Genomic DNA, 24,394 nt, shown 5'->3' on the forward strand with positions numbered 1-24,394 from the left:
ACATTATTAATATGACTAAAAAATCAACAATATTAACTCTCGTTGCATCTGCTGCGTTGTTTCTCTGCGCCGCTTGCAGCAACTGCTCACAGGATGCAAAGAATTCTCCTTTTCCTGAACTTGACCAGTGGGCCAGGGAGATGGTTGCAAACAGAACAAACCAGATTGGTTATCCGGTAAATCAGGACAATGCCTTGAAGGAATTCTATAAATGGTTCGTTGCAAATGACCTGGAAATGGTTGCAATGAACAATGTTGGCAATCCTTTCGGGGCAGAATCCCCACTGATGTCAACACACAAATACGAGGTTGAGGCGCTTGAGTTCTTCAGACCGCTTTTCGGTTTTGACAAGGACAATTTCTGGGGAATGATGAGCAGCGGCGGAACCGACGGAAACAATCACGGCATATATTTTGGCGTGAACTATTTGAGGAACAGCACAGGCAAGATGCCAATACTGTATGTTTCAGACGAGGCACATTATTCAAATATGAGACTTGCGCATCTGCAGAACCTTGATCTGAGACTCATCAAGAGTGATTCAATGGGCCGTATGATTCCTGCAGAATTGGAAAAGGCTCTGGACCCTACCCGTCCTTGCCTTATGGTCTATGCCATGGGCTCAACTTTCAAGGGTGCGATAGACGATCAGAAAGCCTTGAACGAGATTCTTGACAAATATCCTCAGATGCCTGTTTACAGACACATTGACGCTGCGCTGTTCGGAGGATACCTTCCTTTCACCCAGTACAGATATATGGTTGATGCAAAGGAACTCCGCTACAATTCAATTGCCATAAGCGGTCACAAGTTCTTTGGAATGGATGAACCTACAGGAATGATACTCACCACCAAGGACGTTTACGATCATCAGAGCAATTTTGACATTCCATACCTCAACCAGGAAATGAACATGATATCCTGCTCACGTTCAGCCTTGAGTCCGCTCAAGCTGTGGTGGCTGACCAAGACCGTTGGATATGACGTATGGCACGTACAGGCAGAAGCAATGATTGAGAACACAGCATACCTTAAAGCCGAGCTCGACAAGATAGGCTGGCCATGCTGGGTTAACGAATACAGCAATACCGTATTCATGAAACTTCCTGCAAAGGAGATTATCAAGAAGTACTACCTTGCTTGCAGCCACGATGACCAGTTCGGTGGCGACCTGGCTCACATTGTTGTAATGCAGCACGTTACCAAGGAGAAGATTGACGCTCTGGTTGCCGATATCAAGGCTTCCGCAGAATAAGCTCCATCAGCTTTTTCTCATAGCATCACCCCGCTCACGAGGCATTGTGAACGGGGTGATGTTTTTATTCATTCAATTTCCCAAATACCGCCTTTGCCGAACAGATGCTCCTCCAATTCAGGGAGCAGGCCAAGGCGGTATATTATATCTATGTTCGTGAAGCGGCTGCGCATGAACGGAATGTAGGAGAATGTCAGGCGCAGATGCTCGCGGCTCACACAGATCATCTCGGGCTCGTATGGCGCCCCAACCTTGCGCAAACTCTCATGCACCTGCTTGAAAGGAATTATCTGAGCCTTCACGCGCTCCCTGAGTTCCCCCCAGTTTTCCTTAACATTCTTTAACTGGCGATGGAGTTCCTCCTTGGTTACGTATTTCGCCTTGGTCTCCTTGAGGCAGCGTGCCTTGTGGCCCGGTTTTCCTTCGCAGACTTTGCTTATGTGCCGTTCCAGCTTGTCCCATTCGGGCCATCTTTCCACTATTGAATCAAGGTTGATATTTTCCAGGTCCTTGTTCAGCAGGAATTCCCACGATACCGTTGACACCAGTGTGCCTATTCCAACCTTGAATCCGTGCGAAACGTGTTTTCCGTTCGGATATGACAGTGCTTCCATGTCCCAGCAGTGTGAGAACTGGTGTTCGGTTCCGCTTGCAGGACGGCTGCTTTGAAGCGCCTGCATGGCAAAGCCGCTCATCAGGAGGCCTTCGCAAAGTGCTTCTGTTTTCTCAACATCTCCATTGAACACCGCTTCCGGATCCGACAACGATTCCCTGAGTCCGTCCTGAACCAGGCCCCAGGAGAATGAATCAACATCTTCCGCTCCAACGCATTCGGCAAGCATCCAATCCGCACCTGCCGGTATCTTTGCAATAAGGTCCGCATATCCGCTGGCGGCCAGTTCCTTTGGAGCGGCGGCAGCAATCTCCGGATCCATCACGAAAGCGTATGGCGCCGGGCAATCAAAGGTCTGCTTGTTGCCGTCCTTTGTAATGGATGCTCCGTAAGAAGTGAAGCCGTCCATTGAGGCCGCAGTACCAACGCACATATACTTCCTCCCCAGAATGTGTGAAACATATTTTGTAAGATCGTTGATAACGCCGGAACCTACCGCTATGCATACGGGGGTATGTTTCAGAGAATGTTCAATTCTGCCTCGATGATTCATGGTTGTTTCATCAGCACTTTCTGGGCAGGACTGACTGTGTGATTCATTCCCCAAACTCAATAGATGAGCCTTGAGCTGTTCAACGAACCTCCACTCGGCATATAAATCAGGGTCTGTGAAAATGAATGGCTCATACTGCTCAACGCCGGCTGCTTTCAAGACATTGTACACCTGCTCCCCGGCAACCCGCCAGGTATTGTTGTCTGCAATGATTATTGCCTTGCATCCGAATCCATTGATTTTCGGGCCGTTGTTATTCTCATTCGCATTAGTGCTGCATTCGGCCGCATTGGCTTCGTTCCCGAAAATCCTAATGAAAAGTTCCGCCGTACGCTTGACCGCACCCGCCTCAATGATGCACGCCTTCGTATCCGTTGTCCTGGCCAACGCCCTTTCAATCTTGCTCAAATTCTCTTTCATATATATCTATTCTCGAATATTTCCACTCGAATTCGCCCCGAACATAAATTCCCTGCTCATTTGCTACGAAACTTCGCTTGGTTGCGCCAGTCACTTCATCTGAAAAACTTTGCCTTTCCTGGGCAAAGATTTTTCATATTCCAGTGACCTGCCGTATTAGTTTATTTCCGCTCCCGGGCTATACCGAACTTGCTGCTCTTCGCAACTCTCCGCAGTCTTTCCGCAAGTATTCGCATTCCAGCAAGTTCGCGCCCTCCGCTAGGCCGCTGATGCGGCCTTGCTCTGCTCTGTCACGTTTTCGCTCAAAATGTGCCCGTTTGCCTTAGCATTCGGCGCAACTGAACTCAAACCACTTTTATGATGGGGGGTTGAGTTCACCGTATTTTGTAACTAATTGATAATCAAATATGTTTTTCTTCTACCTGAACGCAAACCCCTTGTATTATGAGGGTTTGCGATCACTTTGTCTTCCTTTCCATAGCACATGGCCACATTTTTGCCAATTTTGTGGCCATCATCCCTTTTCGGTCCTCATTTGAGCGCATTCCCCCAAAAAACGTGTCAATTTCACGCTTCAAGCTCCGTTTTAGACGCATTTTCATCCGAAATGCGCTCGTTTTGCCTTTTCACCACCCATTTGGTCACACTTTTGCCTCAAAATGTGCCTACTTTGCCATTTCGACTTACGTTTGTGCCGGAAACGGGAATGGAAACAACTTATTCCCCTCCTTATGGTGCATCGGCTGCTGGCACGAACGGGGAAGTATCAGGTGAAGAGGAGCCTTGCCAACGGTAGAGGCAGGCCTCACAGTAATTGTTGCCGTCCAAGGCCCCGTTGTGGCTGATGTAATATGAACCATCGCCGAGTGGGCAAAGGCCGGTACTGCCCCATCTGAAATACCAGGCTCCGCTTACTTCAAGCTGCTCTACTGGAGAGTCGCTATAAGGAACGCCCTCCAAAGGAGCGGAAAAAGCCTGCTGGTTCATATCAAGCGCAAACAGATCATAGTTCGGCCACCGGCTATTGCTACCCTTGTAGACTGCAAGGAACATCTTATTTGTTGAGCTGTCGTAAGCCAGATTCTGGACGCCCCACTCAGTGTTGCCTGTATGCACAAAGTATTTGTGCACATGACAAAGCTGCTGAACCCCATATTTATGCGCACAACTATCAGAAGTCAGTGAGGCATTTGTGTTCTCAACTGTATTTATCGGACAGGTCCCGTTGTTCGCACTTGGTGAAGAGCTCATTCCCGCCTGCGCCAGAACATCCTCAAGTCTGTATGCGAGAAGCACATTGTAATCATTGTCCGTGCGGGTGGTATCGCCGTAAACTCCATACGCTACATATACATACCGCTGCTGTTCTCCACAATTCTGTGCACAGCTGTTGCTTGCGCAAGAGCAGGTTCTGACATTCGTTGCAACTTCAGCACCACTATTCCGTGTGCAGCTGATATTCCCGCAATTGCTGTTTCTACCACTCATTATTTCTTCAGCACAACTATTCTGCACGCAGTTGTTGCTGCCGCTCTTGCAGGTCCTGTCTTTCATTATTATCTCCGAGCCATGATTCTGCTCACCGAACGCCGGTGCTATTGTCACGCCGTCAATACCGGAGCAGGCGAACCTGTGCTCAAGAACCTTGTCACCATCATTCACATTGGCCTGATAATCATTGCATACCTCATCAAGGCGGACAAGTGTCATCACTTCCTCCTGCTTCATGTTCATGAGGGTGAGTCTGTCAACGTCTATGACCGCCAGATAGAAACCGGCCTGCTCGCGCGACCAGGCCTCCTGTCCCAGTTTACGTGCAATGTTCCTGCCTATTGCATCGTCCTTCATTTCAAGAGAAGCAAGCACCCTGCGACTCTTCTTGTCAAAGGTCATAGCCCCTATATGGCCGTTGATATCCGCTATTGAGGCAATCACCTGACCTTTCATATCTGTCTTGAAGAAAGCGCTGGTGAAGGAGAAATACATGCACTGAGCCTGCTCATCGTACGCCAGTCCCTGAACGTGGAACTTTCCGCCATTGGCCTTCACGCAGACAGGAAGTTCGGAAGCGCTCACTGCACAAAGGGCATCCTGTGTTTGAGAAACGCCCTGCAATGCAAAAGCCAGGAAACACAATATCAAAACTGCAATCCGTTTCATTTCTAAAATATATTTCCTCAACAAATTTAAATAAATTGTTGTTTCGGCAAAAGTTTGTTCCAAAGAATTTCTACATTTGGAACTGAACGCTACTGATTTGCGGCACGGTGTTATGATTGATTATTATGAAGGGGGAAATGCCTTGGAGTTAAGGTTCTTCCATAGTTGCACAGACGGGACAAATGCAGGCATCATTCATTTCAATGATGAAGACTTCAAGCAAGCCACTAACATAAGCGCAATATGCGCCTACAAAAGTGCAGCCTCAATTTTGGGATACGCCCACATGAGCACACATTCGCATTTTGTTCTGGCTTGTGCAGACAAGGAACAAGCTGATGATTTTGCTTTCTGCTACAAACGCGAGTATGCCCGCTACATTTGGATGAGGTATAATAAACGGCAGATATTCAAAGGGATAGAAAACACGCCTAAAGAAATAGGTGACATGTTTTATCTGCGGAACTGTTTAAGTTACACCTTTCTGAATCCTGTGGTGGCCGGCATTGTAAAAAGCCCTGAGCTGTACAAATGGTCATCTTTCAACTTGTATTTTCGGGACCCCTTCAATAATGACTCTGAAAAACCCGTGAATTCTGAAACGGGCATTTTGGTTAATAACTTGAGTTTCAACACCTATAAAAGATTGTTGCATACCAGGATAAATCTGAACGCTTCCCGTTTCCTGATAAACAAAGAAGGTCTGATACTGCCTTCCTCGTTTGTTGATTATAGAATGGTTGAAGCGATTTATGGAAACAGGTCCCAATTCTACAAATCCATGGCTTTGACAAACTCAGCAAAAGAAGAAGCCCGATATGTGAACAGACAATATAAATATACCGATGCGGAAGTTATGGCAGAGTGCTTCACCATTGCAAATCAGCGGTTTGGGAAGCAGTCAATCACTTTGCTCACAAAAGATGAGAAAATCAGTCTGCTGCCTGCTTTACGGAAGAAAACTTTTGCTTCCCCCAAGCAGCTGGCCCGCATCCTAAGTATGAAACACGAAGAAATAACCGCTCTCCTTGGGCTTGTCATTTCAGATGCCAACTGAGCGCAAACCCTACCAGTATCAGGGGTTTGCGCTCACCAAAGGGCAACAGAGGACGCCGACAGGCACCAGCTCACCAGAAATCACCAGAGGACGCCAGAAGACACAAACTCGCCAAATGGTTCCAGAGGAAATAATAGAAACCGGCCATCGCTATCAGTCGCCGTAATTTGACTTGAAGTAGTCGAATACGCCTATTCTGTACTTACGGGCAGGACGTCTGCGGTCCTGCATCCTCATTGTCTGGCATATAGGCAGTGCCTTGAGCGGTGCGTAGCGGCACTCGTTGAGGAACAGCATAATCTGCGGCAGGTTCTCGCACATTGGTCTTTCGGCAAGTGAATGATTCACTCCCTCATAACTGTAGAATGTATATGATGCGTATTCCAGTCCCGCCTTCTCATATTCAGCAATCAGATGCTCGATTGCTTCGCCGCCTGCATTGTGTGTAACTGTTGATTCGGTTCCGGGGTTTGCAGTAGCAGAAGTAGAAGAACCTTTTGAATTCTCGCATAAATTCAGATTGAGTTTTTTCATGACCTTGCGGGCACGCTTGTCAACCGATTTATTGAAATCATCGAGGCTGGCCACAATTCTTGAAGAGCCGTTGAGAGAGCACCACGGAGTTGAGACCTTGCCGAAAGGCACGTTGGAATCACCATCGCCGTGGAAGAAGAAAACAGGACAAGGCCTCCTACCCCAGCTGAGCTTGCCCTTCCTGAGCAGTATCGCTCCCGAAAATGCTATTATACCGCGATAGTCAAAATCTTCCGGAAGGATCTTGCAGCGGCCTGCACAAAGTTCATATTCCGCCTGCAGCACAGTGATGGCTCCGGCGCTGGAACCGGAGATGAATATCTGTGAAGGGTCTATCCCCCACTCGGCACTTTTGTTCAAGACGTATCTGGTGGCATTGTACAGGTCCTCAACCGCCATATCAACGCTTGAAACGAATCTGTTCACAGCATATTTTGCAAAAGCTATCTTGTTGGACTGTTTCTCGAATGGTGCCTGCAGACCAAGCCGGTAGTCAATTGATACAACGTCATATCCCTGCGAAGCCAGATAATTGAAATATGCCAGATACTTCTCCCTGTCACGGGCTCCGTGGCTGAAGCCACCTCCGAATACGAATATCATACAAGGCCGCAGGCTCACGCTGCAGGAGTCTTCGGAAGTTACCGCAGGGATATGGTAGCGGTCAAGAAACAGGCTGTCAATCTCCAAGGTGCTGCCCACGCCGGAGTTTATGCAGGAATACAGATATGTTTCCTTGATAACGTTTGTGGAATCTGTTTTCATATTCATCAGATGTGCCGGGCTATTGCCGTCTTCATAAGCTCTATGACCTGTTTTTTCAGATTTATCATTGTTGCTGCAGGAGCAAAGCATCAGTGCTAGGACACTCAGCCCAAGAAGAACAGTTTTCAAATGTATCGATAATGATTTCATAACTCAAGTTTCGCAAGCATTTAATTTATTACTTTTCGAGAACTTGAGGGAGGCTTGCGAAACTTCATCCCACTACACAAAAATTGTGCCAAGTTCAGCCATTATTTCACTGTGTCCGTAACCGCGGCCCATGGCATAACGATAGACCTTGGCGTATATTTTCCGCTTCTGTTCATACTCCAGAGAACATACGTCCGCATTCCTGAGCAATGAACGCAATTTACCTTCAATCAGCAGGTGCAGATTGTCCTTCCTGCCTGATTCATCGGCTGCGGATATAGCCTCATCAATCAACCTGCCATCTATTCCAAAATGTACAAGACAGTTGCGCACCTTGATGCCGCCCCATTTTGAAAGATGCATCTTGTCCTTTGCATACGCCAGAGCAAAACGGCGGTCATCCACAAAGCCTTCTTCTTCAAGGCGTTTCAGCACCAGTTCAATTTCCTCCAGACCCAAGCGCCTTATACCCGACCCCCGGCACGCACCGGTTGCCTGCGCAGATTCTTCACTCTCATTGTGTTCATACCTGCATCTGCCATTCCGGGACGCAAACGTAAGTCCCTGAAGATACTGACGTATCTGAAACCGGCATTTCTCTCTCTGCGAACATACTCTCATTGCCCTCACCAGCGATTTTTCCAAAACGCCGTCATCCGGACTCATGTTGTACTTGCAGTTATCTTCAATTGATTCGCACATTTTCCTCGTTAATGTTAATATGCTGCAGCTACACGGCGTTCCAAGATGCACCAATCAACACTTTGCCACAGATCAGTATCCAGCTAGAAATAATAACCCAGAGAAAGATACAGGCTTGTATTTCTGTTGAATGTGGAATACTGTGCAGTAAGGCCTATCGGACCCAGTGGTGTGTTGTACTGATACCTGAGTCCGTAACCGCCATAACCTCTACCGTCCTGATTGAACATTGACTCAAAAATATCGGAAGTACGCATCCAGCCCGCAATTGCCGAAACGTAATGCTTCATCCATAATCTGCATCTGAGAGTGGCAGTGCCTGTCAAGGTATGATCTTCCACCATTTCAATGTTATTGATTCCTACAAAGGCCATCTGGTGATCAATGTATCTCCCGTGTACAGTACCACCCACAAAGTTACAGAAAGGAATCCATTCACTGCCTCGCTTCCCTACCATTCTGTAGAAGACTTCCGGTATAAGGCATAATCTGTCACTTAAACTTATGCTGGTATTGCCTCTGATGCTGAATACTGAGAACCAATGCTCATTGGAGCCAACATTACCGAACACAAGCTCGTAACCTCCATCTACAAATCCTCCGGAAGTCGGGAAGTACTTGGAGTCACGGTCATCGAACTGGAATTTTCCGAAAGCGCTTACAAAATTCAGATTGCTGCCTTCATATTCGTATTCCGGTTGAAGAAAATCATCGGTATGATAATTCTGATACTTCAGCCCTGCCGCTATGTTGAAATCCCTGAGATACAGGTTGGACAGATAAAACATTACGCGCTGCGAGTTGAAACGCAGATGTGAAGCAATCTTTCCGCTGTCATAGATGCTCACGTCCTCATACTTGAACAGATATTCCAGATTGACTTTGGCAAAGTGCTGGAAATTATATGCTGCATTGAGCTTTATATATGGGTTGTAACTCAATCTGCAGGTCAGTCCCAGCGACGGGCCGAACAAAGCCTTGGTATGAATTCCCATATACAGCAGGACCGCCGCCGCCTCTTCTGTATCATAACGAATTCCAAGCCCCACTTCATTCGCAGGCCCCGGCGTAAGATTGAGCACAAGCGTATCGGGATATTGCGGATCATTGCCCTTCATTGAGTATGTCACCGAGTTGAAAGCTCCAGTACCATAGAATCTTGAAATAGCCTTGTCCAGAACCTCTCCCGTAATCAGTCTCTTGTATGGAATGCTGCCGGCATTGTTTTTTCTCACTCCCTTGAGCAAACCGCCTCTTTTCAGAACCCAGCTTACCTGATCGGGTTTAACGCCCCTGACTTCTATATCGGATATATAGAACATATCCTTTGAAACCGGTACTGCATTATATGTCCTTACATTGTTTCTCATAGGTGGCTCCTGCTCATATTCCTTCAACTGCCTGGCCAGCGATGCAAGTTCCTTGTATTTGTACATAGCAGCAGCCTGCCCCCTTCCTATGAGCGAATCAATTGACTGCCTGTTGAAGGAGAAAGTACTGAAACCGTTCATATCCGGTTTTATGTATATGTTGGTCTGTTCTATGTTCTGTTTATAAGTATCGTTACCCAGCAGACTTATCAATTGCTGGATTACATTCGTAAGGGATTTCAGTTCATCATTGGTGTACAGTTCATCAGAGATATCCACTCCAATCACTATATCCGCTCCAAGACTCTTGGCAACGTCAACCGGGTAATTGTCCACAACTCCGCCGTCAACCAATACCCTGCCGTCAAGCTCCACAGCCTCAAAGAATCCGGGGATAGCCATTGTGGCGCGCATTGCCTTTGGAAGCGAACCCTCCCTGAGCACAACCCTGGCTCCGGTAGAAAGGTCGGTTGCCACACAGGCGAATTCCTTTGGCAGCTGATCGAACATGAGTGAGTCCCTGTATCCTCCTGCATATCCGTTCAGCACATTGAACACATTCTGTCCGTTGACCATTCCACTGTTCAGCATTGACTCCCTTTTCTGAAGGAAACCATAGAAAGGCACTTTCAATACATATATCTGGTCATCCTCCTTTGCTCTGAAAGATGCATCCCTTCTCACCGCCACATTGCTCAACAGGAATTTCCAGTCCATTGTCTGGAACATTTTCTGAATGTCGTTGGCTTTGTAACCTATTGCATACATTCCTCCAACAAGTCCGCCTATACTGGTTCCAACAACCATATCAACAGGAATGCCTATTTCCTCTATGATCTTGAGCACGCCAACGTGAGCGGCGCCCTTTGCACCTCCACCGCAAAGCACCACAGCCACTTTCGGTCTGGTTTTCTGTGCACGAAGGTGCTCAGGCATTACAAAGACCGTATCCTTGGTCATTTTGATGTTCAGTTTCGCCCTGTCGGCCCAGGTGTTTGATGTGGAGTCTCCCTTATGTTTCATCTGGTAGGCTTCCACCTGCTCGTCCGCCAGTTCGGCCAGGGTATTGGGTTCCAACCCTGCCTGAACTGCAACCTGGGTTGAAGCATTGGGTGCCAGTACAACCTGAGCCCTGCTGCCGTACGATACGCTTAAAGAAGCAAGTACGGCAAGGAATATCTTGATATATCTGTATTTCACCATATATGATTGTTATTTACATGTCGTTACTGCCATTTCTATGTTCTCCGCTCAAAAGGCCGCATGCGGCGAATATGTCTTCTCCGCGTGAAGCGCGTATGGTTGCCGTTATCCCCCCCGCGGACACCCTGTCACGGAACATTTCCATTACACTGAGCGGAGCCGTTTTCAGAGGCGAATCAGGGATTGCGTGGAATCGAATGAGATTCACCCTGCACTCCAGCCCTCTTAGCAACCTTATCAGGGCATCGGCGTGAGCCTTGGAGTCATTCACTCCACTGAAGATGGTGTATTCGAAGCTTACCCTGCGCTGTCCTGTGAAGTCATACTGTCTGAGCAATGCAAGCACTTCTTCAACCGGCCAGGCCTTTTCCATTGGCATAAGTTCCATACGCTGCGATGGGAATGGATTGTGGAGTGATATTGCAATGTGAACCTTTGTCCGGTCCAGAAGAACCTTCAGATTTGGAATAACACCTATGCTGCTCACCGTTATCCTTTTCGGAGACCAGGCGAAGCCCCAGGGAGCGGTAAGTATTTCCAGAGCCCCCAGCACAGCCTCAAGATTGTCCATTGGCTCGCCCATTCCCATGAACACGGTATTTGTAAGCCGGTCGTGCTCCTCTATTCCAAGGAATTGCCCGATAATCTGTGCAGTGCTGAGATTTCCATGGAAGCCTTGTCTTCCTGTCATGCAGAAGCAGCAGCCCATCCTGCATCCTGCCTGCGAAGATACGCAGAGAGTGGCGCGGTCACCATCAGGTATCATAACCGCCTCAACCGCCATATCCGTGTGAGTCCCAAAAAGATATTTTTTTGTACCATCGGCACTGGTATGCACCATGAGAGGAGCAGGAATCCCTACTTCATACTTCCGGCTCAGGCGCTCGCGGGCTGCCTTTGAAAGGTTGCTCATTTCATCAATGGAGCAGCAGTGCTTCACATAAATCCACTGAGCTATCTGCTTGGCTGTGAATTTTGGCAAGCCTTCCTCAAGGACAATTTCCTGGAGCCTGTCCAGATTCATCCCTATCAATGGTGTCTTCTCCTGCATTTTAATTATCAATAATACCCTAATTTGCAAAGTTATGAAGCAAAGCCATATTTTGCAACCAAAAAAGTGCTGGAAATCATTTCAGTATTAAAGATTGATTATCTTTGCAAAAGAATGATAGACCAGCAAACCATAGAGCGAATTCTGGAAGCAACCCGGATTGAAGAGGTTGTAGGCGATTTTGTGAGCCTCAAGAGAAGGGGCGCAAACCTGATTGCCTGCTGCCCTTTCCATAACGAGAAGACCCCGAGTTTCAGTGTGTCACCAACAAAGGGCATCTTCAAATGTTTCGGTTGCGGCAAGGCTGGCAGCGCCGTGTCATTCATAATGGAGCACGAACATATCAGCTACGTTGAAGCCCTCAGATATCTGGGACGCAAATACGGCATTGAAATACGCGAGAGCAATGAAAGTCCGGAAGATGTCCAGCGCAGACTGCTTACCGAATCGCTGCTTATTGTCAACAATTTTGCCAAGGAGTTCTTTGCCTCTAAACTGCACGACCCAAAGGACGGGTACATTGGAATGAGCTATTTCCAGGAACGCGGTTTTACAGAACAGACAATCCGCAAGTTCGGCCTGGGATATTCGCCTGACGCTCCACGCGCATTCACAACCCAGGCGCAACTCAAGGGATACAAGACAGAGCATCTTGTTAAAACAGGACTGGTTTGCCAGAGCGAGGAGCGCGGTGACCTGTTCGACCGTTTCCGCGGGCGTGTCATGTTCCCGTGGCACTCTATAAGCGGAAAGGTGATAGCTTTCGGAGGACGAATCCTGACTTCCGACAAGACAAAGGCCAAATATGTGAATTCTCCCGAGAGTGAGATTTTTGTCAAGAACAAGTCCCTGTACGGAATTTTCGAGGCCAAGGCTGCAATTGCAAAAAAGGACAATTGCTATCTGGTTGAAGGTTACACCGATGTAATCCAGTTCCACCAGAGCGGAGTGGAGAATGTTGTTGCCAGCGGCGGCACATCCCTTACATCGGGCCAGATTGCACTGATCAAGCGTTTCACAAACAACATTACCGTACTTTACGATGGTGACTGGGCCGGAATTAAAGCCTCCATCCGAGGAATAGACATGTTCCTCAAGGAAGGCATGAATGTAAAGGCCGCCCTGTTCCCGGACGGTGAGGACCCTGACTCATACGCCAGGAAGCACAGCCAGACAGAACTGGAACAATTCCTTGAATCAGCCGCAGAAGACTTCATAGACTTCAAATACAGAATTCTGGCTTCAGATGAAAACCTTGAACGGGACCCTATACGCCGTTCACGGGTCATAGCCGAGATAGTGAACTCAATAGCTTTGATTCCTGACCCTATTCTCAGGACATTGTACACCGACAGTACAGCAAAGAAGCTTTCTCTTGACGCAGGCCTTCTTTCTTCAGAGATAGGCAAGGCACACCAGCGTGTGGTTGAGAACAAGATAAAGGAGGATGCACGCGAGCATTCCGAGGCCCTGCGCCGTGAAAGGCTGGCTGCCATGGATGAACGTCAAAACAATGATGATTTCCCATCAGATACCGGCACCGATGGCCAGGCATCGGGATATGGCAATGCTGCACAGGCCGGCAGATTCGTGAAGGAAGCTTGGGCATTCTGCAGGGAAAGCGAAAATGAAATCATATACTATCTGCTCAAGTTCGGCAAGGCCGAGTTCTACCCCGGTGAAGCCGTATATGGGCAGGAAGTTCCGGAAGCAGAGATAGTGGAACAGTATATAAAGAGTTATCTTGAATGTGACAACATTCAGATGCAGTGTCCTATGCTCAGGACTGTATACGAGGAGTATTTCTCAATGAACGGCCAGAGCCAGAACAGGATAATCAACCATTTCCTGAACCACCCTCAGGCAGAAATTGCTGCGTTCACGGCGAATCTGCTCGTTCAGCCTTACGAAATCACAATCAAGGAGTTCAACAAGTCAATCGTACCTGAGAACGTGATGCTTGGCAAAGTCATTCCAAAATGCATCTGCATTTACAAGGCAAAACTTGTTTCACAAAAATGCCAGGAAGTTCAGAAAGAAATCGAGAAGGTACAGAACAGCGGAGACTCCAAGCTTCTTCTCAAACTGATGAAGACTCTTGCCAGATTCAACAATGTCAAGAAGCAGCTGCTTGAAGCCTCAGGAAGATATTCTATCTGATCAACGATTATCCTACACAGGCACCGTTCTCAATGAGTTTCTCCGGGGTGACGAATTTCATTTCACCCTTTTCGTTCTTGGCCATGAGTATCATGCCCTTGCTCTCTATGCCGCGGATCTTGCGTGGCTGGAGGTTGGCCAGGATGCATATCTGCTTGCCGAGCATATCTTCAGGAGAGTAGTATTCAGCAATGCCTGATACTATGGTACGTGTATCAATGCCTGTGTCTATTGTAAGCTTGAGGAGCTTGTCTGTCTTTGGAACACGCACAGCCTCAAGCACGGTTGCTGTACGGATATCCATCCTGCCGAACTCATCAAAGGTGCATTCCTCTTTCTGAGGGGCAGGTTTCACAGGAGCGGCGGCTGCCTCTGCCTCTGCAGCGGCCTGATTGGCTGCATCGGTATCGGCCAGTTTCTTCAGCTGCGCATCAATAACCTCGTCCTCAATCTTTGCGAACATGAGTTCCGCCTTGTTGAGCTGCGAGCCTGGCACAAGGATTTCAGATGAACCGAAACTGTTCCATTCAAGTTTCTCAATATTGAGCATGGCTCTGAGTTTTGCTGAAGAGAAAGGAAGGAAAGGCTCGAATGCTATCGCCAGGTTGGCACATATCTGAAGTGATACGTTCAGGATGGTGGCTACGCGCTCCATATCTGTTTTGGCCAGTTTCCAAGGTTCTGTATCAGTGAGGTACTTGTTGCCAAGGCGGGCAATGTCCATTGCTGTCTTGAGAGCCTCGCGGAATCTGTATGAGCTGATGCTTCTTTCGAGTTCTGTCCTGAGCTGAGGAAGCTGTGCCAGGACTTCCCTGTCAATATCCTGCAGGGTTGTGATTGCCGGAACCTTGCCGCCGAAATACTTGTGGGTGAGAACAATGGCCCTGTTAACAAAGTTTCCGTATATGGCCACGAGCTCGCTGTTGTTCCTGGTCTGGAAATCCTTCCAGGTGAAATCGTTGTCCTTGGTCTCCGGTGCGTTGGCGCAGAGAACATATCTCAGAACGTCCTGCTGGCCAGGGAAATCCTTTAGGTAATCGTCCAGCCAGATTGCCCAGTTCCTTGAAGTTGAAATCTTGCGGCCCTCAAGGTTGAGGAACTCGTTTGCCGGAACGTTTTCAGGAAGGATGTATCCGCCGTGAGCCTTGAGCATGCTTGGGAAGACTATGCAGTGGAACACAATGTTGTCCTTGCCAATGAAATGAACAAGCTTTGTATCCTCGCTCTTCCACCATTTCTCCCAGTCATTGCCAAGAAGTTCTATAGTGTTGGAAATGTAGCCGATAGGGGCATCGAACCATACGTAAAGAACCTTGCCCTGAGCCCCATCAACCGGAACAGGAACGCCCCATTCAAGGTCACGGCTTACGGCTCTTGGCTGAAGTCCGCCGTCCAGCCAGCTCTTGCACTGACCGTAAACGTTGGTCTTCCACTCCTTGTGACCATCGAGAATCCACTCGCGCAACCACTGCTCGTACTTGTCAAGCGGCAGATACCAGTGTTTGGTTTTCTTCTTGATTGGCTCGCTGCCGCTGATTGCGGATTTAGGATTGATAAGTTCATCAGGGCTGAGAGTCGATCCGCATTTCTCGCACTGGTCACCGTATGCGCCTTCAGCACCGCACTTTGGGCAGGTACCTGTGATATAACGGTCTGCCAGGAAGGTATTGGCCTCAAGGTCAAAGAATTGTTCGGACTCTTTCTCAATGAACTTGCCATCATCGTAAAGCTTGCGGAAGAAATCACTGGCGGTCTTGCTATGAATGTTGCTCGATGTCCTTGAGTAGATATCGAAACTTATTCCCAGACCCTCAAAAGACTCCTTGATAATCTTGTGATACTTGTCCACAACGTCCTGCGGGGTACATCCCAGCTTCTTTGCCTTTATGGTGATAGGAACGCCGTGCTCATCGCTTCCGCAGATGAACTTCACTTCCTCACCCCTCAATCTGAGGTAGCGCGCGTAAATGTCCGCAGGCACGTAAACTCCTGCAAGATGTCCTATATGAACGCCACCGTTAGCGTATGGCAGCGCAGCAGTAATCAAATGTCTTTTGTAATTCTTTTCCATATTCCTTTACCTCGATGGTTATAATTTTCAAATTATTCCGCAAAATTAAGGCTTACCTCGCACAAATCCTAATAAACTGATGGCTGCTCCGGTAGCTTTGGCAAAGCTAGCAGGTCCGGGCGCCTGTAACTTCCTGTTGCGCTCGCAGGTGTGCTCAATACCCTCATTGATATGGGTATTGAGCATGGTTGGCATTTTACCACTACTGAAAATCAATGAGTTATATTCGCAGGTATGCTCAATACCCCTATTACCAAGGGTATTGAGCACACTTGACAAATCATGAATAATTATTAAATTTGCAGTTGACCGCCCACTAATCTGCGGCACAATGTTTATGAAAGGATATTTTGAGGGGGAGAGTGCTTCAGAAGTCAGATTCTTCCACACATGTACAGACGGTACGAACAATGGAATCATCCACTTTTCGGACAAGGATTATAATCAGGCAATCAAGATAAGCGCCATATGCGCGCACAAGACAGAGGTGGACATCATCTGCTACTGCCATATGTCCACTCATTCCCACTGGGCGGTTGCATCTCCAAGTTTTGAACAGGCAAAGAAGTTCGCTGATGAGTATAAACGGAATTATGCCCGATATGCATATCTTGAACACGGAGAACATAAAATTCTTAAGGACATTGATTGCATTCCGAAAGAGATTACAACAATGATTTATCTGAGGAACTGCATTTGCTACATTCTGCTCAATCCAGTAACTGCAGGTATTGTCAAGAGCCCTGAACTCTACAAATGGTCTTCCTTTCCGGCATATTTTTCAGACCTCAGCGCCTATCAGACATGCTCGGAATCAGGAGTGTGCTTAAACACGAAACAGAACAATATGATTAATGTGAAAGACCTTGGAACCAATGAATGTCGACGTTTGCTTAACACGCGCGCGAATCTGACCGATTCCAGACTCATGTTAAATCCTGACGGCACAATCGTACCATGGTCTCTTGTTGATTACAAACTTGTTGAAAGTCTGTTCAGAAACAGGACGGAATTCTATCGTTCCCTCGCTTTGACAAATTCTTCTGTGGAAGAGGCAAAATATGTCATAAAAAGAAACAAGTATTCAGATACCGAAGTCATGGCCGAATGCTTTGAATTGTCAAAAAGAATATTGAACAAAGAATCAATACAGTGGCTTACCCGCGAAGAGAAATACAGGCTTGTACCGCACATTAGAAAAATAACAGCCGCAAGTTCGAACCAGATTGCCAGAATACTCAGACTGAAATCAGATGAAGTTTCAATGCTCCTTGGCAATATTCATTAACTCAAGTTTGCGAAACCTGAGTTTATTGACAGGCTTGCTGCAAATACGGACGGAATTATGTAAATAATTGTGAGAGAATGTGTAACTTTGTATTAATACCATCGCAGTAAAAAATTAAATAAAAGATAGAGATGAAATACAATTTTGACCAGATTATCGAGCGCAGGGGGACCGATTGCCTGAAGTATGACAGGACTCCAAAGGATGTGATTCCTTTGTGGATTGCTGATATGGACTTTGCTACACCGGATTTTGTAATGGAAGCTATTCAAAAGCGCTTGAGCTGCCCTGTGCTGGGCTATCCTCAGATGCCTAAGGATTATTTCAAGACTATCGCCGAGTGGGTGAAGAAACTGCACGGATGGAACGTGAAGCCTGAGTGGATGTGCTTCGTTCCGGGTATCGTGAAAGGTATCGGTCTGGTTGAATGGAGCTTGATTCCTAGGGGCGCAAAGGTTATCATTCAGCCGCCTGTGTACCATCCTTTCCGTCTGGTTTCACAGAAGAATGAAATGGAGATGATGTACAATCCTCTGATTCCTGTATATGAGGAGGAGTGTGCATCCGGTTGTGAGAAAGGTGGCGGGAAGCGTCTGGTTGGCTACGAGATGGACTTCGAGTCTTTGGAGAAGTGCATGGTGAACGGCGGCAAGCTGCTCATACTTTCAAATCCTCACAATCCTGCCGGTATATGCTGGAGCAGGGAGACTCTTGAGAGAGTTGCATCACTGAGCGCAAAGCACGGCGTGCTCGTAATCTCCGATGAAATCCATGCAGAAATGGCTCACAAGGGCTTCAAGCACATTCCTTTTGCAAGTGTGAGCGAGGAAGCCGCACAGAACAGCATCACATTCATGTCGCCGTCAAAGACTTTCAACATAGCAGGTGTTGTTTCTTCATACGCAATCGTTCCAAATCCTGAGCTGAGAAAACGTTTCTTCACCTTCATGGAGGCCAACGAGCTGGATAATCCTTCTATTTTCTCTGCTGTGGTTACCATGGCGGCTTACAAGCATGGTGCTGACTGGAGAAGGCAGATGCTCAGATACGTTGAATCCAACATTTCATACGTTGACAAATATCTCAGACGCAATATTCCGTGCGTGAAGGCAATGCTGCCGCAGGCATCGTTCCTGATCTGGCTTGATTGCAGCGGCCTTGGACTCTGTCAGGAGAAACTGGTGAACTTCCTTGTGAAGAAAGCTCATCTTTTCATGAACGATGGAACAATGTTCGGCCCTGAGGGCACTGGTTTTGTGCGCCTTAACATTGCTTGCCCTCGGAGTGTTCTTACCCAGGCACTTGATCAGCTCAGGGATGCTGTTGCACAAATGAAGTGCTCGTGTATAAGATAATATTCCAGCATCTGATTCGGTATGAGCGTTTCATTATCAGAAGAAGTGGTGTGGGACAAACCGAATCTGATGTGAACTCGAGTCTTGACTTTAGAAAATGAGCATGAAGGAAGAAGGCGGATTTGCCGGCTGGCAGGAACGTAGCGGTATATTGCTTGGCCAGGCTGGTCTGGATATACTGCGCAGTTCGTTCGTGGGTGTGATAGGTCTTGGCGGTGTTGGCGCATACGCTGCTGAAATGCTCGTACGTGCTGGTGTGGGGCGTCTGCTCCTGCTTGATTCGGACAGGGTGAGCGTTTCTAACAAGAACAGGCAGCTGCTGGCGCTGGATTCAACCGTTGGTTTGAGGAAATGTGATGTCATGGCCACACGTGCACGTGATATCAACCCTTCAGTTGAACTCATTCTTGTTGATGATTACATTCTGGGGGAGATCTGTGATTCATCAGTGTCTGAAAGTCCACAGGATTGTGAACAATCTTTACATCACGAGCTTGAAAATACGGTGGGGGATTATGCCATTGAACATATACCTGAGCCAGACATCAAAGGGGAAATACCTTCAGATGTAAATCAGTCTGCTCAGGAAGGCAAAACAGTTGCACAGATTCTGGACCCTTATAAAGATTCCCTTGATTACGTGGTTGATGCCATTGACACTCTTTCTCCAAAGATTGCTCTCATCAAATACTGTATGGACAACGCACTTCCGCTGGTGAGTTCAATGGGCAGCGGAGCAAAGATGGACGCAACGGCGGTGCGTGTGACCGACATCTCCAAATCGTACAATTGCCCTCTGGCATATATTCTCAGGAAGAAGTTGCGCAAAGTTGGTGTATCCAAGGGCTTCAAGGCGGTGTTCTCTGAAGAACTGCCGGACCGCAACGCAATTATTCAGGCAGAGGAACGCAACAAGAAGTCACAGGTGGGCACAATATCGTATCTTCCGGCGGTGTTCGGCTGCGTTTGCGCCCAGACCTGCATCAAGGGAATACTTGCCCGCTGATTCATAAGTGTTCTTCTTTTCATTCCCAGCCCTCTGTCACGGAACATTCAGTGCATTCAAAAACAACGACCATGCTCAATACCACCGCTCTACAGGGTATTGAGCATACCACCAAATATAACTAACTGATTTTCAATAGCCATTTAATGGCAACCATGCTCAATACCCGCCATTATTGGGTATTGAGCACGGTGCGGACAATAAACATGACCAAATTCAGTAGCAGGCTCTGAGAAAAGGCCGCATCAGAGGCCTAGCGGAGGGCGCGAACTTGCTGGAAAGCGAATACTTGCGGAAAGAATGAGGAGAGTTGCGAAAAGCAGCAAGTTCGGTATAGCCCGGAAGCGGGAATAAACTGATACCACATCAGTGGTATAGCGGTGCCCGCGGATTTGTGCGAAAGCGAATAAACTGCGTAAAGGCACAAATCCGGTATAGGGCAAGGAGCGGGAATAAACAAAAATAGCGGCAGGTCACTGGAATATGAAAATAAGTGCCCCGGAAAGGCGCTTATTTTCAGATGAAGTGACTGCCGCAAGCAAGCGGAAAGAGGTACGACTGCCGCAATCAAGCGGGAGAAGGTACATCTGCCGCAACAAAGCGGAAGAATGTACTATCGCAGTAGAAGATTATTTTGCCTCTGCAGGAGCAGCCTCAGGAGCTGCTTCAGGATTCATGATAATCTTTGCGAAGTTACCCTGTGAAAGGATAGCGTTTGCAAGAGCCTTGATATTGTCTGAAGTAACAACTTCCTTGATGGTATCAAGTTTCTCTGTATCAACATCGTGACCCTCGGTAACGTAGCTGTCTATCACGCCGAGCCAGTAGCCGTTGGTAATCTGCTGCTCAGGAACGCTCTTGAGCATTGTCTCACGTGTCTTGTCAATGTAATCCTGGCAAACACCGTTTGCAGCAATGTCCTCAATGCCCTCGATTGTCTTTGCGCAGAGCTTGTCGGCCTTTGCAGGATCCGTATCGAACTGCATGATAACAATAGCGCGTGACTCAGGATATACTGAAAGCTGTGAACCTACGCCTACACCGTATGTACCGCCCTCTTCCTCACGTATGGTCTTTGTGTAAGTGAGGTCAAGAATGTTCTTCAAAGCTGATATTGCAACTGCATTCTTGAGAGTCCACTCAATGTTTCCATTGTAAACCAGGCCTACTGTTGTCTTAGGAGCTGTCATCTGTGCTTTGAACACATTCTCAACCTTGCCCTTCACAGGCATTGCAACATTGTCTGTCTTCTTGACAGCCTTCTTGCCCATTGGGAGGGAGCCGATGTATTTCTCAAGCATTGGCTGAATCTCTGAGAGCTCCACATTACCTACAATGAACATTTTTGCATCCTTTGCATTGCTGAACAGCTGTCTGTAAGACTGCTCAAATTTCTCAACGCTTGCCTTGTCCATGAAGTTCTCGTCCAGCTGAGGTCTTCTTGGACTGTTGCCGAACAATGTCTTCTGGAATTCTATTCCAAAGATTGTGTTAGGGTCCTTGAGAATGTTAGGAAGCATCTGCTTGACCATATTCACGCCAACGTTGATTTCATCGGCATTGAATCTTGGATCAACGAAATACAGGTATGCAAGCTGCATCATTGTCTCGAAATCCTTTGGAGAACCTGAACCCGAAACGCCATTTGAGAGATTGCTTACGAATGGTGATACGTGAGCGGCCTTTCCGGCAAGCGCCTTCTCAAGAGCCGGCTGTGAGAATTTTGAAAGACCGGCGTATGAAATGAAGATGCTGCCATTGCCGAGGTCATCGGACCAAACTGGAAGCATTTCATCTGAAAGAACAGATTTTCCACCCTCAACATAAATCTTGAACATCACCTCGTCCTTCTTGAAATCTGTCTTCTTGAGGTATATTTCAATACCGTTGGCAAGTACGACCTTCTGTGTGCCGAACTTGTCCTCGGACACTTTCTTTACCTTGGAGCCCTTGAGAGCAGCTGCATCAACGAGAGGCTCGTTTGCGTTCTCCTCAACAGGTGCTGTAAGTTCTGTGGCCTGTGCTGTGGCAACAGTAGCAACGAGTTCATCCTCGCCCGGAAGCTTGATGCCCTCTTTCTCAGGAGCTGCAGCAAGGATAACCACATCCTTGTAGTCGATTGCCTGAGCCATAAGCTGGTTTATTGCAGGAAGTGTTACTGCACCAAGTTCGAAATAGCCCTTCACAATCTCATACTCCTTGCTTGGAGATGGGTATGCATAACCTTTTGTAAAGGCGTTGATATAATCGTAAACTATTGTACCGTTCTCGCGGCCTGCCTCATTCTCCGCAGCACGCTCGTAACGTTTGAGGACATTGCTCTTTGCTCTCTCGAACTCAGCGTTTGTGAATCCATAACGTTTTGCCCTTTCAAGTTCGTTCAAAGCGGCCTGGAAGCCTGAAACCATTGCATCCTCCTTGGTCTGAACGCTGAGTGCAAGTGCATCCAGGGTCATTACAACAGACTCGAAGCCAGCGCTGGCATTGAGGAATGGAGCATCCGGTCTTGAAGCTATGTCATTGTACCTTTCGTTGAGGATTGTGCTGGCAACATCCTTGTAAAGATCAACAAGAACAACCATTCCCAGGTTCCTGTACTCTACAGGGATAGGATCCTTCTTGAAGAACATGGTCAAGGAGGTCTGAGGGAATTCCTTGTCTGTGAACACGCCAACTATAGGCTGCTCGTTGTCAGGAATCCTGTACATCTCCTTAGGTTTCGGATTCTCCCTCTTAGGAAGCACGTTGAAAGTCTTCTTAATCTGGTTCTCAACATAGTTCACGTCAACATCACCAACCACAATGATTGCCTGAAGGTCAGGACGGTACCAGGTATGGTAGTAATCAACGAGTGTCTCAGGCTTGAAGGTCTTCAACTGCTCCTCGCTTCCAATGAGTTCAGGAAGAGCAACTGCATATTTGCTTCCTTTGAAAAGATGGTCATACATGAATGTTGAGTATCTCCAGCCAGCGGTATTCCTCGTTCTCTTCTCCTCAATAATAACTCCGCGCTCATCGTCAATGGCCTTAGGATCACAGGTTACGTATGCGCCGTAGTTCTGAAGAATGAGCAGGCAGGAATCAACTATGCCTGTTCTTGTCACAGGAATGTTGTTGAGCATGTAGGATGTTGTCTCAATGCCTGTTCCTGCATTGATATTGGCACCGAACTTGGCGCCGATCCCCTCAAGGTATGTGAACAGCTCCTTGTCAGGGAAATCCTTGAGACCGTTGAAGCACATGTGCTCAAGGAAGTGGGCAAGACCGCCCTGTGTGCTGTCCTGCTGGATTGACCCCACATTTGACACAATATAGAAATCAGCTCTCTGAGCCGGCTTCTCATTGTGTTTTATGTAATAGGTAAGTCCGTTGTCCAGTTTGCCTGTTACAACAGTGGTGTCGTTTGGAACCGGCTGCTGTGGATTGAGGAACTGTGCAGATGCGCTGGCAACCATGCCGAGCACAAAAGCAAGAACACAAAATAACTTTTTCATAATCAAAAGTCTGAAATTAATTATTGGTTGTTAATTGATAAATCTGTTTTTCACGCACAAAGATATATAATTTGTACTACCTTGCAATACATAGAACTATATTTTTTCAATCAAGTTTCCTCAGGCCGCCACTCGAATATATCGGATGGCTGGCAGTCCAGGGCCTTGCATATAGCATCCATTGTGGAGAAGCGTATGGCCTTGGCCTTTCCTGTCTTCAAGATGGAAAGGTTTGCGGGAGTTATGCCTATCTTTTGTGCAAGCTCTCCGCAGGACATTTTCCTGCGGGCAAGCATCACATCAATGTTTACTATTACCATACTCTGGTGATTATACTATAACACAAGTTTCGCAAGCATTTAGCTTATTGCTTTTCAAGAACTTGCGGGAGGCTTGCAAAACTTGAGTACTATAAATTATCTGCTCAAGTTTCGCAAGTGATTCAGGCCGCTGCTCCGGCCAGATCGAGCCGGTCGAAGGCTAGCTTCACTGCTTTGATTTGATCGTTGTTGTTTATTACGTTTTCAATAAGTTCGAACGGATCACAGGCTATGAACCCTGCAATGACGTTGATTACTTCTACGATCAGTCCCCAGATTCTCTGGGCGACCGAAAGTTCAACAGTCTCACCGGTGACTTCTGAAAAGAGGCCCCCGATGGTCTCATATGCCTCGAACCGCTTCACACAGCCAAGGATATTGTATTGTATCATACACAGTGACAGTCCGGCAATCTGCCCGGCAAAGTCGATGCACTGGCATTTCCCGAGGTTGAGCAAACCCTTCATCTCCTTATGAGCCACTTCTATAACCCACCTTCTGGAGTAAAGCCTGAAAGCCCCCTTCGCATCGATGCCCGTGTCTGTGGATATGAGGGCGTTCCAGGAGCCGTTGCCCTTCCTGTAGAAGAACAGCATAACATCCATTCCGGCATAACTGGCCTTGATGGATGCGTAGTGGTATCCGATGGAACGGGCATACTTGACAGTCTTGGATTTCACAAGTTTATTGATGATGTCCGGGGCGGAAAGATTGCCGAGTGCAGTATTGTATTTGGTCTTTCCCATCTTGATCATACCGATGAGATTGCACCTGAAGTGACGGCTATGGATGAACTGAAGCAGTTCAGCACAAGGGAACCAACTGTCGACAAGGAGATAGTCGAAGCGGATGCCCTCTACGATGGC

Annotated in this window: 16 protein-coding genes; 6 read left to right on the top strand and 10 right to left on the bottom strand. The window is 47.5% G+C overall.

What is annotated here, in order from left to right; all coding sequences use genetic code 11:
- The first annotated feature begins 11 nt into the window (after positions 1-11).
- Positions 12-1,256: an aminotransferase class V-fold PLP-dependent enzyme gene (locus tag AC06L3_RS00285; RefSeq protein ID WP_475668626.1), complete on the top strand. Its 1,245-nt coding sequence runs from the start codon at positions 12-14 to the stop codon at positions 1,254-1,256.
- A 68-nt stretch (positions 1,257-1,324) separates the two neighbouring features.
- Here the strand turns inward: AC06L3_RS00285 and AC06L3_RS00290 are convergent, their stop codons facing one another.
- Both AC06L3_RS00290 and AC06L3_RS00295 read right to left on the bottom strand, forming a co-directional pair.
- On the bottom strand, positions 1,325-2,842 hold the full coding sequence (locus tag AC06L3_RS00290) for a sn-glycerol-1-phosphate dehydrogenase (RefSeq protein ID WP_475668627.1): 1,518 nt from the start codon (positions 2,840-2,842) through the stop codon (positions 1,325-1,327).
- A gap of 729 nt (positions 2,843-3,571) precedes the next feature.
- Complete coding sequence (locus AC06L3_RS00295) at positions 3,572-5,002, bottom strand: hypothetical protein (RefSeq protein WP_475668628.1); 1,431 nt, start codon at positions 5,000-5,002, stop codon at positions 3,572-3,574.
- A 76-nt stretch (positions 5,003-5,078) separates the two neighbouring features.
- Here AC06L3_RS00295 and AC06L3_RS00300 point away from each other — a divergent pair, with 76 nt between their 5' ends.
- Positions 5,079-6,059 (top strand): hypothetical protein, encoded by a 981-nt coding sequence (locus tag AC06L3_RS00300; RefSeq protein WP_475668629.1) that lies wholly within the window; start codon positions 5,079-5,081, stop codon positions 6,057-6,059.
- A gap of 153 nt (positions 6,060-6,212) precedes the next feature.
- Here AC06L3_RS00300 and AC06L3_RS00305 read toward each other — a convergent pair whose 3' ends face one another.
- The 4 genes from AC06L3_RS00305 to rlmN form a co-directional block, all read right to left on the bottom strand.
- A complete protein-coding gene (locus AC06L3_RS00305; protein ID WP_475668630.1) occupies positions 6,213-7,358 on the bottom strand; it encodes an alpha/beta hydrolase in 1,146 nt (381 codons plus the stop codon).
- 222 nt (positions 7,359-7,580) lie between these two features.
- Positions 7,581-8,210, bottom strand: a complete 630-nt coding sequence (locus AC06L3_RS00310; RefSeq protein ID WP_475668631.1) for a regulatory protein RecX — start codon at positions 8,208-8,210, stop codon at positions 7,581-7,583.
- 83 nt (positions 8,211-8,293) lie between these two features.
- Positions 8,294-10,783: a patatin-like phospholipase family protein gene (locus AC06L3_RS00315; RefSeq protein ID WP_475668632.1), complete on the bottom strand. Its 2,490-nt coding sequence runs from the start codon at positions 10,781-10,783 to the stop codon at positions 8,294-8,296.
- Between the two features lie 13 nt (positions 10,784-10,796).
- A complete protein-coding gene (gene rlmN, locus AC06L3_RS00320; RefSeq protein ID WP_475668633.1) occupies positions 10,797-11,834 on the bottom strand; it encodes a dual-specificity RNA methyltransferase RlmN in 1,038 nt (345 codons plus the stop codon).
- 114 nt (positions 11,835-11,948) lie between these two features.
- Between rlmN and dnaG the strand changes: the two genes are divergently transcribed.
- Entirely contained in the window at positions 11,949-13,994 is a 2,046-nt protein-coding gene (dnaG, locus tag AC06L3_RS00325; RefSeq protein ID WP_475668634.1) for a DNA primase, read from the top strand.
- Between the two features lie 7 nt (positions 13,995-14,001).
- Here the strand turns inward: dnaG and metG are convergent, their stop codons facing one another.
- The gene (metG, locus tag AC06L3_RS00330) at positions 14,002-16,065 is read right to left on the bottom strand and encodes a methionine--tRNA ligase (protein WP_475668635.1); all 2,064 of its coding nucleotides are present in this window, start codon (positions 16,063-16,065) and stop codon (positions 14,002-14,004) included.
- Positions 16,066-16,402: 337 nt separating this feature from the next.
- On the opposite strand from metG, the gene AC06L3_RS00335 reads away from it, so the two are divergent.
- The 3 genes from AC06L3_RS00335 to AC06L3_RS00345 all read left to right on the top strand — a co-directional run bounded on the left by AC06L3_RS00335 (position 16,403) and on the right by AC06L3_RS00345 (position 19,714).
- The gene (locus AC06L3_RS00335) at positions 16,403-17,353 is read left to right on the top strand and encodes a transposase (protein WP_475668636.1); all 951 of its coding nucleotides are present in this window, start codon (positions 16,403-16,405) and stop codon (positions 17,351-17,353) included.
- Positions 17,354-17,484: 131 nt separating this feature from the next.
- Entirely contained in the window at positions 17,485-18,708 is a 1,224-nt protein-coding gene (locus AC06L3_RS00340; protein WP_475668637.1) for a MalY/PatB family protein, read from the top strand.
- Positions 18,709-18,805: 97 nt separating this feature from the next.
- Positions 18,806-19,714 (top strand): tRNA threonylcarbamoyladenosine dehydratase, encoded by a 909-nt coding sequence (locus AC06L3_RS00345; RefSeq protein WP_475668638.1) that lies wholly within the window; start codon positions 18,806-18,808, stop codon positions 19,712-19,714.
- A 629-nt stretch (positions 19,715-20,343) separates the two neighbouring features.
- On the opposite strand, the gene AC06L3_RS00350 is transcribed toward AC06L3_RS00345, so the two are convergent.
- The 3 genes from AC06L3_RS00350 to AC06L3_RS00360 form a co-directional block, all read right to left on the bottom strand.
- Positions 20,344-23,208: a M16 family metallopeptidase gene (locus AC06L3_RS00350; RefSeq protein WP_475668639.1), complete on the bottom strand. Its 2,865-nt coding sequence runs from the start codon at positions 23,206-23,208 to the stop codon at positions 20,344-20,346.
- A gap of 110 nt (positions 23,209-23,318) precedes the next feature.
- Positions 23,319-23,528, bottom strand: coding sequence for a helix-turn-helix domain-containing protein (locus tag AC06L3_RS00355; protein WP_475668640.1), 210 nt, complete (start codon positions 23,526-23,528; stop codon positions 23,319-23,321).
- A gap of 122 nt (positions 23,529-23,650) precedes the next feature.
- A partial coding sequence (locus tag AC06L3_RS00360) for a transposase (protein ID WP_475668641.1) occupies positions 23,651-24,394 on the bottom strand: 744 nt, incomplete at its 5' end.

It is taken from the genome of Candidatus Egerieousia sp. (assembly GCF_056211015.1).